The organism is Paenibacillus sp. Paensp38 (assembly GCF_059491915.1).
The window spans coordinates 4855202-4867500 of the sequence record NZ_CP168516.1; the positions used below are offsets into that span (position 1 = coordinate 4855202).

The 12299-nt window shown below is 47.8% G+C and carries 9 protein-coding genes, 8 tRNA genes and 1 rRNA gene (1 of these 18 cut by a window edge); all 18 read right to left on the bottom strand.

From position 1 onward, the window contains the following. Positions 1-6: 6 nt before the first annotated feature. A complete protein-coding gene (hisG, locus tag ACEN8J_RS21475; RefSeq protein WP_029519011.1) occupies positions 7-651 on the bottom strand; it encodes an ATP phosphoribosyltransferase in 645 nt (214 codons plus the stop codon). Beyond that, complete coding sequence (locus ACEN8J_RS21480) at positions 605-1852, bottom strand: ATP phosphoribosyltransferase regulatory subunit (RefSeq protein WP_029519012.1); 1248 nt, start codon at positions 1850-1852, stop codon at positions 605-607. Before ACEN8J_RS21480 ends, hisG begins: the two co-directional genes overlap by 47 nt. Positions 1853-2082: 230 nt before the next feature. Then, positions 2083-3234: an acyltransferase gene (locus ACEN8J_RS21485; protein WP_029519014.1), complete on the bottom strand. Its 1152-nt coding sequence runs from the start codon at positions 3232-3234 to the stop codon at positions 2083-2085. 147 nt (positions 3235-3381) lie between these two features. After that, complete coding sequence (locus ACEN8J_RS21490) at positions 3382-3876, bottom strand: acyltransferase (protein WP_029519016.1); 495 nt, start codon at positions 3874-3876, stop codon at positions 3382-3384. Then, positions 3873-4526 carry a pyrophosphatase PpaX gene (gene ppaX, locus ACEN8J_RS21495; protein ID WP_029519017.1) on the bottom strand — a complete coding sequence of 218 codons (654 nt, stop codon included), beginning with the start codon at positions 4524-4526 and terminating at the stop codon, positions 3873-3875. The genes ACEN8J_RS21490 and ppaX overlap by 4 nt, the downstream gene beginning before the upstream one ends. Continuing rightward, the gene (lgt, locus tag ACEN8J_RS21500; RefSeq protein ID WP_340953641.1) at positions 4523-5578 is read right to left on the bottom strand and encodes a prolipoprotein diacylglyceryl transferase; all 1056 of its coding nucleotides are present in this window, start codon (positions 5576-5578) and stop codon (positions 4523-4525) included. Before lgt ends, ppaX begins: the two co-directional genes overlap by 4 nt. A 43-nt stretch (positions 5579-5621) precedes the next feature. Beyond that, a complete protein-coding gene (gene hprK / locus ACEN8J_RS21505; RefSeq protein WP_029519020.1) occupies positions 5622-6560 on the bottom strand; it encodes an HPr(Ser) kinase/phosphatase in 939 nt (312 codons plus the stop codon). A gap of 337 nt (positions 6561-6897) precedes the next feature. Further along, the gene (locus tag ACEN8J_RS21510; protein WP_029519022.1) at positions 6898-8022 is read right to left on the bottom strand and encodes an ABC transporter ATP-binding protein; all 1125 of its coding nucleotides are present in this window, start codon (positions 8020-8022) and stop codon (positions 6898-6900) included. A 103-nt stretch (positions 8023-8125) separates the two neighbouring features. Then, positions 8126-9268 (bottom strand): PucR family transcriptional regulator, encoded by a 1143-nt coding sequence (locus tag ACEN8J_RS21515; protein WP_029519023.1) that lies wholly within the window; start codon positions 9266-9268, stop codon positions 8126-8128. A gap of 160 nt (positions 9269-9428) precedes the next feature. After that, positions 9429-9501: transfer RNA gene (locus ACEN8J_RS21520), tRNA-Lys, on the bottom strand. A 7-nt stretch (positions 9502-9508) separates the two neighbouring features. Further along, positions 9509-9594, bottom strand: a tRNA-Tyr gene (locus tag ACEN8J_RS21525). Between the two features lie 9 nt (positions 9595-9603). Next, positions 9604-9676: transfer RNA gene (locus ACEN8J_RS21530), tRNA-Phe, on the bottom strand. A gap of 78 nt (positions 9677-9754) precedes the next feature. Then, a tRNA-Asp gene (locus ACEN8J_RS21535) sits at positions 9755-9831 on the bottom strand. A 23-nt stretch (positions 9832-9854) separates the two neighbouring features. Next, positions 9855-9930: transfer RNA gene (locus ACEN8J_RS21540), tRNA-Thr, on the bottom strand. 4 nt (positions 9931-9934) lie between these two features. After that, a tRNA-Val gene (locus ACEN8J_RS21545) sits at positions 9935-10010 on the bottom strand. A 10-nt stretch (positions 10011-10020) separates the two neighbouring features. Beyond that, positions 10021-10097: transfer RNA gene (locus ACEN8J_RS21550), tRNA-Met, on the bottom strand. A 31-nt stretch (positions 10098-10128) separates the two neighbouring features. Continuing rightward, positions 10129-10220 (bottom strand) — tRNA-Ser (locus tag ACEN8J_RS21555). Between the two features lie 129 nt (positions 10221-10349). After that, positions 10350-12299: ribosomal RNA gene (locus ACEN8J_RS21560) — 23S ribosomal RNA — on the bottom strand (it continues 979 nt past the right edge of the window).

Genomic DNA, 12299 nt, shown 5'->3' on the forward strand with positions numbered 1-12299 from the left:
GTTGATTTACTCCCGGGGTGCCACCGCATTGGGAATCACCTGATGCAATCGATCACACAAAGCCTGAATCGAGCTGTTTTTCATCCGGTAGCTGACCCGATTGGCAATCAGACGACTGGTAATATCCAGTATGCTGATCTGCTCGACCAATCCATTCTCCCGCAAGGTCTGCCCCGTCTCTACCATATCAACAATGCGGTCTGCCAGGCCAATTAACGGCGCCAGCTCAATGGAGCCATTCAGCTTAATAACCTCCACCTGTTGGCCTTGCTCCCGAAAATACTGGGAAGCCACATTCGGATACTTTGTAGCGACCCGCTGACGAATACCTGGCTGCCAATCTGGTAAAGCAATCACTGACATCCGACAACGGGCAATCCCCAGATCCAGCAGTTCATACACATCCTTGTTTTCTTCCAGCAAAACATCCTTGCCCACAATGCCGATGTCCGCCGCCCCGTACTCCACATACGTAGGAACATCGACGGGCTTCGCCATAATAAATTCCATGCCTAGCTCAGGCAGTGGAATGACCAGCTTGCGCGTTTCGTCCACATCCAGCGGAATTGGAACCCCCGCCTGGCGAAACAGCTCGGAAGCCTGCTTATAAATCCTTCCCTTGGGCATGGCTACTTTCAATGTTTCTGTCATGGCAGTTCCCCCCTTGTACTGGCTCTCTTCCTTCGGCTGTATAGCTGTATACCTCTGCGTACAGCCCCTGCTGCTCACGACGTCGATCTTCCGGTCCGCCCGTGAGCCCTGTTACTACAGTAAGACCTGTTGCGCGTAGCTGTGCCGCTGCAGATAACGCCTCTTGGCGTCCCTGTTCGTCATAACGGATAAGTACAGGAAGCTTCGTCTCCATTTGGATACCATCCACACCATCGACGATCCGGTTTGTCTTCAATGCAAATCCCGTTGCAGGTACGGATCGACCAAACTGCTGAAGCAGATTGTCATAGCGACCCCCGTTGCATACCGGGAACCCAATCTCCGCCGCATAGCCCTCAAAAGTCATTCCTGTATAATATGAAAAATCCCCGATCATGGTAAGGTCGATTAACACATGCTCAGATACGCCGTATGCCTCCAGTACTTCCCACACCTCGCACAAATGTGCAATGGATTGAATCGTCTGCTGCTCCACACTAAGACGGGTAGCCTGGTCACAAATTTCTTTTCCACCGCGCAACCGAAGAATAGCTTCCAGCTTATCCCGATGTTCGGGAGCCAAGCCCAAAGCTTCAATCGCTGTTCGGTAGCCCACTACATCACGACTGAGCAACAGTTCCTTTAGCGCTTGTTGTTCAGCCTGACGGCCTGGAATGATTTCCTCAAATAAGCCGTTCAGAAATCCCACATGTCCCATGGCAATTTTAAAAGAGGCCACTCCTGCCGCCTGTAATGATGCAATAGCCAATGCTACAACTTCTGCATCAGCCTCAGGCGAATCATCACCTACCAGCTCCACACCTGTCTGAAAAAACTCCGCTTCTCTTCCTGCCTCTTCCTCAATCGCCCGAAATACATTTGCGTGGTAGGAAAGTCGGAGTGGTACTTCCTCTTCCTTTAGCAACGAAGATACCACCCGCGCAATGGGAGCGGTCATATCCGATCGCAGCACCAACGTGGTTCCCCGGTTATTGAGTAATTTAAACAGCTTTCGATCGGAAGTAGAACTAGCCACTCCTACCGTATCGTAGTATTCCATCGTAGGCGTCATGATCTGGCGGTAACCCCAGCGCTCCATGCATTCGAGTACATTCAGTTCGATGGCCCGCAGCTTCGACACTGCACGTGGAAGATAATCTCGAACCCCTACAGGGATCTCGAATCCTTTTGGCTTAGACATCTCTATCACCTCATGATTTCACAATATCTTTATCATGGTAAAGTGCTAACAAACTAAAGTATATTCGATATATTATCATGCCCTACTTGTGAACGTCAACCGAACGGAGCAGCCCTTTTTTACAGATTCGCCAAGCCGCTGCCCCTTTCTATATTTTATCCAATGCAAAATACACGAATCCTAAAAAAAGACTGCCAGCCTTAAGCCAACAGTCCAATCAATCAAAATATTTAGCTATTCATTTGTTCATCTTTACTCCGGGAAGAAAACTTCGGAACCGTGCCCAAACCGATCCATGCAAATGGTACATATCGAAAACACAACGTCACAATCAACCATGAGCCAAACAACGCCAACAACCATCCACCCGTAACAGAGAAGATATATTCTACTGGCGTTCCGTGCAAATCCAGCTTGCGATATACTCTCAATAACGCCGGGTGAAGTAAATAAATGCCGAATGAGCATGAGCCCAGCCAGCTGATTAACATTCGCAGCCTATCGTTAGCATGACGATATAATAAAACCGAGAACTGAAACAGCACCAGCGCTGAGACGAGGGCATATGCATTATGGAGCAGTTCATAGATCAGCGAGTCTGCATAGATGGCTTCGCGATATGCTACAAACCATATTTGTACATATGCTATACCCAGGAGTAGCCAAGCCACCCACAAGCCCCACCAACTGATCAACTGTCCGCGTCTAATTACTGTACCTGACACCGGAAAAAGCCACTTTTTAAACCCTTCATATCCAATCGCTACAGCTGCGCCCAAGGCAAAATAACTGATATACGTAATCGCGAGACTTCCTCTTTCCTCTTGCCAAACATATTTGTTCAGCAATACAAACCCCCATTGAATGACTAACCCTACTGCCAAAATGATACAGGCTGCTCTCCGTGGACTCGATATCCAATGACATAAGCGCTGCACTCCCCACAACAACAGTGGGAAGACCAAATAAAATTGGATGATGATGATGACATAATACAAATGCGTGTACGCCTTTCCCGTTAACAGCACGAGCGGAAGATCACTGAGCGGCATCAACCCGCGTGTTACCAAGGTCAAATAATACACAAGAGAAAACAAAACGTACGGCAACACAATAAACATCAGTCTTTTTCGGAAGAATATAAGCATATTCTTACCACGAAGCGGCCTATCGACATAATTGTAAAATAAAACAAACCCGCTCACAAAAATAAATACTGGCACCGCAAAGCTACTAAACATATTTAAAAATAGAAAAGGGTAAAACAATAGAGAATGGCGCGCATCAATTAAAGCCATTGAAGTCGCATGAATGGTAACAACGGCTGCAATTAATATTCCCCGGTAAACATCAAGCTCTGGTATACGTTCTTTTTTGACCAAATCAACACGCTCCCATATCGCTTTGCAAATATGTCTGTTATCAATTTTTAAACATAATTAACATGCATTACCCCACTTATTATACAGAAAAACAACAATAAGGAAGACCCCTTAATATATAAGGGGTCTTCCTTATTGTGCTATTTCCTACTCATCCACACCAGAGCGTCTTAAATCACGCAACGGATTGCCACCTACAAATGCACCTGCGGGCACGTCTTTATGCACGACCGCTCCGGCTGCTACGATAGCTCCGTCACCGATGGTGACACCCGGCAAAATGGTTGTGTTGGCGCCGATAAGCACATGATCACCAATCACCACTTTACCGATACGATACTCTTGTATGAGGTATTCGTGAGCCAGTATCGTTGTGTTATATCCAATGACCGAATTGTTCCCTATCGTAATATGCTCCGGAAAAAAAACATCCACCATCACCATCAGGCCGAAGGCCGCATGTTGCCCCACCTTCATCCCCAGCACTCTGCGGTAAATGACGTTTTTCAGAGAAAGCACAGGACAATACCGGGCAATCTGTATAAAAATAAAGTTCTTAATGCCTTTCCAGCGGCTCACCGTCCGATAAATCTGCCACAACGCATTGGGACCTTCTACAGGATAGCGGTTCACCCTTCTCACGATACATTGACACCTTGAAGCTCCAGCTTCAGCAAATCCCGCATATCATGCAACATGTAGTCAGGCCCATATCCGCGCAGAGTTTCCTCGCCCTTGAGCGACCAAGCTACACCAGCCGATTTCACACCTGCTGCCTGAGCTGACAAAATATCAAAAGAACTGTCTCCGACCATCAATGTATGCTTTGCTTCAGCATTCAAACCTGTCAAGGCCTTGAGCACTGGTTCAGCGTGTGGCTTTGGATGTTCCACATCGTCTACCGTTACAATATAGTCCATTGAGGAAGTCAGATTGAACAGATTAAGTACACGTATCGTGGATGGTCGTATTTTGGTTGTCACAACCCCCAGCTTAATCCCTCTCGCACGCAACTCCTGAATGACCTCAATGACATATGGAAATGGCTTCACCATTTGGTCATGATGAATCTGATTATAAGCACGGTAGTCCTTAACCAACCTAGATACATCCGTTAATCCCGAAAAAGTACGGAGTTGATCGTCTAGCGTTCCACCCATATGAGGAATAATATGCTCCCGCGTCAGCGGATCAGCATCCGGATGATTCAAAATGTGTAGAAATGTGCTGATGATCAGCTCATTCGTATCCATGATGGTGCCGTCTAAATCAAACAAAATTGTATTTATCATAGATGCTCCTTCTTGTCCTCGTCCGTGTCTTCCTTAGGTAGCTTATCCGCCGTAGCTGTTGGAGGAACCGCGTCCTGTCCTGGACGGGATACCTGCTCTGGCATCACGTCAGGTACCTGATCAATCCCCGCTTTGCTGGAGATAATCGGATCGCTATATCGAGCAACAGATGTACCCTTTCGGCGACGAACCAAAATGAAAATCACCGCAGCTACAACAATAAAGATAGGCAGCAATTGCGAGATCCGTACATTACCGTAACTCGGGTCCAGATGCCCTGGTTCAAACCCTAGCCATACCATAGGAGACCACAAAGCATTCACAAAGGAAGCCAGCCAATCCGGTCCCTGAAAAGCCAAACTGTCCGTCCGTACACGCTCGATGAAGAAACGGCCAATTGAGTACCAAATGAAGTAAAATGCAAACATTTCGCCTGCACGCACAAATTTCATACGACGAATGACGAGCAGCAAAATCACACCTACAATACTCCACAGTGATTCATATAAAAATGTAGGGTGATGGAACACCCCGTTAACGTTCATCTGATTCACAATGAAATCCGGCAGATGGAGCTGATTTCGCAAGAATGTCTCTTCCGTCGGTCCACCGTAGGCTTCCTGATTGACAAAATTACCCCAGCGTCCAATCGCTTGACCGATCAGTAGGCCTGGTGCACAAATATCAGTGATACGCCAGAAGTTATACCCTTTATACCGGAAATAAATGACCGCACATATAATGGCCCCGATCAAGGCACCGTATATCGCAATACCGCCATTCCAAATTTTAAAAACATCCCATAGATTATCTCGGTAGTCTTCCCATTTGAAGGCTACATAATAAATACGCGCTCCAATAATAGCTGAGGGAACACCCAGAAGCAGCATATCCATAAAAAAGTCCTGCGGAATACCGAATCTTTTTCCTTCACGGATGGCAAGATATAAACCCACAAGCGCCGCCAGCCCCAAAATAAGCCCATACCAGTGGACCTTGATTGCCCCGATTGAAAAAGCGATCGGATTCAGCAGTAATGTTGCCGTTGACATATGTTTCTCTCACTCCTCGTTCTTCCTTGCAAACGAACAAACCTTAATCCATCTCTTCCATATCTTCAGAAATTGTAGCAGTCAGCTTGTTTGTAAATTGCAGGGCTGCATTAACACCCATTTGTTTCAAACGATAGTTCATCGCCGCCACCTCGATAATAACAGCCAAGTTTCGGCCCGGACGAACTGGAATCGTAACCAGTGGAACATCTGTATCAATAATGCGTGTCGTTTCCTCATCAAGACCAAGACGGTCATACTGCTTGTCCTGCTGCCATGCCTCCAGACGAACAACCAATGTAATCCGTTTGTTATTACGAACTGCACCGGCCCCAAACAGCGTCATCACATTAATAATGCCCACGCCACGAATTTCCAACAGGTGACGGATCAGCTCAGGTGCTGTACCATGCAGCTGAAAATCGGACGTTTGCCGAATTTCTACCGCGTCATCTGCTACCAAGCGATGTCCACGTTTAACCAGTTCCAGTGCCGTTTCACTTTTACCAATTCCACTACTTCCTGTGATAAGCATTCCCACGCCATACACGTCACACAGTACACCATGAATAGTTGCTGTAGGAGCCAGCTTTCTTTCGAGAAAGCCTGTGATGCGGCTTGATAAAATCGTCGTCGCCATATTAGTGCGCAGTACAGGAATATCTCGCTCTGCGCTCGCCTCCACTAACTCAGCCGGTACCTCTAGACCACGTGTGACGATAATGCATGGAGTCAGCTCTGTACACAGACGCTCCATCCGATCCCGGCGTTCCTCAGGAGGAAGCATTCCCAGAAAAGCCAACTCAGACCTTCCCAGAAGCTGTACCCGCTCTTGTGTATGATATTCAAAATACCCGGCCATCTCCAGACCTGGGCGATTTAAATCGTCCACTGTGATCAGTCTTCGCAGACCTTTTTCACCGGAAATAACCTCCATTTGAAACTGCTGTACAAGCTCGGATACCTTTACCTGTTTAGCCATTGTATTCTCCCCTTCATCTGCAAAACCAGATTCTATACGTCACTTGATTTATGTAGCTTTACCCTATTAACCATACACCCCAACGCCAGTCTATCCTGCGCCAATGCACACTCCACTTGATTTAACATATGGTTCCAGGCTAGCTCCATTCCGCCAGCTGGGTTGATCCCATCTAGGACTCCTGCCAACGAACCTACATCTAGACCTGTCCATTGTACCCATCGTATCGGAATTTTCCAATGAATGCAATGCCGAAGCTAGTAGCCGTATGCGATATATAAAAAGAGTCGCAGTTCTCCGCTCGGGGAAAACTGCGACTCTCTTCCAGAGGCAAATTTTATTCGCCAACCAGAACACTCAATTCCGATTCCTTATCAAAAATATGAACCTTGTTCATATCAACAGCCAACTTCGCTTTGACACCATCACGAGTATTGGAGCGTCCGTCTACACGGGCAATAATCGTATCATTTCCAGCACCGCTCAGGTACAACAGCATTTCATGACCGAGGTTTTCCGTTACATCCACAGTGGATGTAAAGATCGTATTCGGAGAAGCCTCCAAGAATACAGGCTCTTCATGAATATCCTCAGGACGGATACCCAAGATCACTTCTTTCCCGATATAGCCCTTCGCTTTTAAAATCTGTCCTTTACCTTCTGGTACAAACAGATCCAGACCCGGCGCAGCAAAATGCAATGCACCTTCTTTTTCAACCAGCTTACCTGTGATAAAGTTCATCGTAGGAGAGCCGATAAAACCAGCTACGAACAGATTCACTGGACGGTTGTACAGTTCATCTGGGGATGCAGCTTGTTGGATAATACCATCCTTCATAACTACAATCCGGTCACCCATCGTCATGGCTTCGACCTGGTCATGGGTTACGTAGATAACAGTCGTTTCCAGACGCTTAGCCAGCTTCGTGATTTCCGCACGCATCTGACCACGCAGCTTGGCATCCAAGTTGGACAGTGGCTCATCCATCAAGAACACTTGCGGGTCACGCACAATCGCACGTCCCAAGGCAACACGCTGGCGTTGACCACCTGATAACGCTTTCGGCTTGCGGTCCAGCAGATGCTCAATATCAAGGATTTTAGCCGCTTCACGTACACGTTTGTCAATTTCTTCTTTCTTCACCTTACGGAGTTTCAGACCAAAAGCCATGTTTTGATATACATTCATATGCGGATACAAGGCATAGGATTGGAATACCATCGCGATATCGCGGTCCTTTGGAGCCACGTCGTTCACAACACGATCTCCAATGTACAATTTACCGTCTGAAATTTCCTCTAGACCAGCGATCATACGGAGCGTAGTAGATTTACCACAACCGGAAGGACCAACCAACACGAGAAACTCTTTATCTTGAATGTCCAAATTGACATCAACAACCGTAGCTTTATCTGCACCCGGATATTTTTTGAAAATATGCTCTAAACGTACACCAGCCATAGCTTTTGCCTCCCTAAGATCAAGTTATGAAATCGAATACATTTCTTACTTGTATCTTACCCTAGTCCCCGTAGCATGGCTATTCGCAAACTGCACAAAAATGCTATTTCCTTTTTGTCACTTTGTACAATAGAAGATAGAGCTTGACTAAAACCGCATCATTAAACGTCCGCACGTCCAATCCAGTCTCCTGTTTGATCTTGTCCAAACGGTAAATCAACGTATTTCGATGCACATATAGACGCTTAGCTGTCTCACTCACATTACAATCCAGTTGAAAAAAGATGTCTAATGTGGCCATCGTTTCTGAGTCTTCTAGTATGACAGATGACTTCATTACCTGCTCTAAAAATAATACGCGTTGTTCCTTGGAAATGCGGTTTAACAGCCTTTCCAAATGAAGCTCCCATGAAAAGTGGATGTGCTCTGTTACATGAAAAATCTTGCCCAAATGTATGGTCTCCCATAACAAATTCAGCTCTTGGGGAAGACTTTGCAAAGGGATTGAAGGCTTAGAAACCGCCAAATGGAATACACCCACCCACTCATTCGCAATAAGCTCATATAGACCCAAGCTAAAAGCCGTGAGAACCTCCTCCAACGATTCCGTAAAATCTGCATCCCTGGACTCAGTGTCTTTATCCCGTTCATCGTCCGCTCCTAATAAAAGCTCCTTTTTAGCCATAATCAGCCAAGACTGTTTGTCCAATGGAGTAAGCAGCACATCCCCTCCAAAATAGCTCGCGAACAATCGATGGAGCTGGGTATAAGTAATAGCCCCCTCCTGTGTTCCCTCGCCATTCAGTAAAATCGGAACCATACACGCTGATAGCGAATCACGAAGCTGCAATTCATCTGGAACCTCTTCTTCCTTGTTTAGATTGGCAGCCTGCTGTATAAGCCATTGTCCATAACGATTCATGCGCTCTTCCTCGCTATAAACCGGGTTATCCGACAATTGTGGACCGTTCTGCCAGACCTGCTCCATGTTCCCCAATAGCGCTTCTACCAGTTTCCGTTCTCGATCCGTCAAATATCTGGCCTCTACCACAAATGCAGCCAGTTCACCTGCCGACGCACGAAATGGAAAATATAACTTGTTGTCACGGACAAACGATCTATCCGGAATAACTGAATCGGCTGTCCCTCCCTCTGCCATCATTTCCGGGCACCAAGGCACTATGGTAAAAGGCGCTTGAATAATATTCTGAAGCTGTTGCTGAATCCATTCTGTATCCAGAGTCACGCGATCACCACTTCACTTTTTTTTAGAATATAGAATAAGCACTAAGCGAACATAATGAACTCATTATAACCTGTCGATACCGTAAAATAAAAAAGCTATATAAAAACATAACTTAAAACAATACAAAAAAAGCCATCAACCTATAGTTGATGACTTCTGATGAGCCATGAAGGACTCGAACCTTCGACACCCTGATTAAAAGTCAGGTGCTCTACCAACTGAGCTAATGGCTCGTAAAACTGGTGGAGGATGATGGATTCGAACCACCGAACCCGTAAGGGAGCAGATTTACAGTCTGATGCGTTTGGCCACTTCGCTAATCCTCCATATAAAGGTGGCTCGGGACGGAATCGAACCGCCGACACGAGGATTTTCAGTCCTCTGCTCTACCGACTGAGCTACCGAGCCATATCCATTAACAAAAAAATAAAGTGCGGAGGGATACCCCTTCCCACTTTAGTACGGTAAAACTATTGAATTGAAAAATGGCGGAACTGACGGGATTCGAACCCGCGATCTCCTGCGTGACAGGCAGGCATGTTAGGCCTCTACACCACAGTTCCCTGGATTTTTCAAAATTCAAAAATGGTGCCGGCGAGAGGACTTGAACCCCCAACCTACTGATTACAAGTCAGTTGCTCTACCAGTTGAGCTACACCGGCACAATGGTGGAGGCTGAGGGGATCGAACCCCCGACCCTCTGCTTGTAAGGCAGATGCTCTCCCAGCTGAGCTAAGCCTCCTGGGTATGTATGGTAGCGGCGGAGGGGATCGAACCCCCGACCTCACGGGTATGAACCGTACGCTCTAGCCAGCTGAGCTACACCGCCATAACATAATATTTCGCTAGCTTGTCCTAAATGGCGGAGAGAGAGGGATTCGAACCCTCGCACCACTTTCGCAGTCTAACCCCTTAGCAGAGGGTCCCCTTATAGCCACTTGGGTATCTCTCCATATAAATGGACTCACTTAGCAAAACTCCGCAAGTTATTCTGTATCTCAACAAAGTGATTTGGAATATCAAGCGCAATTTCAAGGTTACACCCTGAAAACTGGATCCGAAACTCATTTGCGTTTTATTTTAGGATAAGCCCTCGACCGATTAGTATTGGTCAGCTCCATGCATTACTGCACTTCCACCCCCAACCTATCTACCTCGTCGTCTTCAAGGGGTCTTACATACTGGGAAATCTCATCTTGAGGGGGGCTTCACGCTTAGATGCTTTCAGCGCTTATCCCTTCCGTACATAGCTACCCAGCGGTGCTCCTGGCGGAACAACTGGTACACCAGCGGTACGTCCATCCCGGTCCTCTCGTACTAAGGACAGCTCCTCTCAAATTTCCTACGCCCACGACAGATAGGGACCGAACTGTCTCACGACGTTCTGAACCCAGCTCGCGTACCGCTTTAATGGGCGAACAGCCCAACCCTTGGGACCTACTTCAGCCCCAGGATGCGATGAGCCGACATCGAGGTGCCAAACCTCCCCGTCGATGTGGACTCTTGGGGGAGATAAGCCTGTTATCCCCAGGGTAGCTTTTATCCGTTGAGCGATGGCCCTTCCATGCGGTACCACCGGATCACTAAGCCCGACTTTCGTCCCTGCTCGACTTGTAGGTCTCGCAGTCAAGCTCCCTTCTGCCTTTGCACTCTTCGAATGATTTCCAACCATTCTGAGGGAACCTTGGGGCGCCTCCGTTACTCTTTAGGAGGCGACCGCCCCAGTCAAACTGCCCACCTGACACTGTCCTCGCACCGGATTACGGTACCAAGTTAGAACCTAGATACGATCAGGGTGGTATCCCAAGGATGCCTCCCTTCAAGCTGGCGCTCAAAGTTCTACGGCTCCCACCTATCCTGTACAGATCGTACCCAAATTCAATATCAAGCTGCAGTAAAGCTCCATGGGGTCTTTCCGTCTTGTCGCGGGTAACCTGCATCTTCACAGGTATTAAAATTTCACCGGATCTCTCGTTGAGACAGCGCCCAAGTCGTTACGCCATTCGTGCGGGTCAGAATTTACCTGACAAGGAATTTCGCTACCTTAGGACCGTTATAGTTACGGCCGCCGTTTACTGGGGCTTCGGTTCATAGCTTCGCCCGAAGGCTTACCACTCCCCTTAACCTTCCAGCACCGGGCAGGCGTCAGCCCGTATACTTCGCCTTGCGGCTTCGCACAGACCTGTGTTTTTGCTAAACAGTCGCTTGGGCCTTTTCACTGCGGCCCCCTCGGGCTATTCACCCTACCGAGGCACCCCTTCTCCCGAAGTTACGGGGTCATTTTGCCGAGTTCCTTAACGAGAGTTCTTCCGCGCGCCTTAGAATTCTCTTCTCGCCTACCTGTGTCGGTTTGCGGTACGGGCACCTTCTCCTGGCTAGAGGCTTTTCTTGGCAGTCTGAGATCATGACCTTCGCTACTATAATTTTCGCTCCCCATCACAGCCCAGCCTTAACGATGTGCGGATTTGCCTACACACCAGCCTCACTGCTTAGACGGACATCCATCAGTCCGCGTCACTACCCTACTGCGTCACCCCATCGCTCATAACGGATTACGGTGGTACAGGAATTTCGACCTGTTGTCCTTCGACTACGCCTATCGGCCTCGCCTTAGGTCCCGACTTACCCTGAGCGGACGAACCTTCCTCAGGAACCCTTAGGCTTTCGGCGGATCTGATTCTCACAGATCTTTTCGTTACTCATACCGGCATTCTCACTTGAATGCAGTCCAGCGCTCCTTACGGTACACCTTCAACCCGCATTCAACGCTCCCCTACCCCTGATGCAAAGCATCAAGCCATAGCTTCGGTGGTGTGTTTAGCCCCGTTACATTTTCGGCGCAGAGTCACTCGACCAGTGAGCTATTACGCACTCTTTCAATGGTGGCTGCTTCTAAGCCAACATCCTGGTTGTCTGTGCAACTCCACATCCTTTCCCACTTAACACACACTTGGGGACCTTAGCTGATGGTCTGGGCTGTTTCCCTTTCGACAATGGATCTTAGCACTCACTGTCTGACTCCCGGAACTAA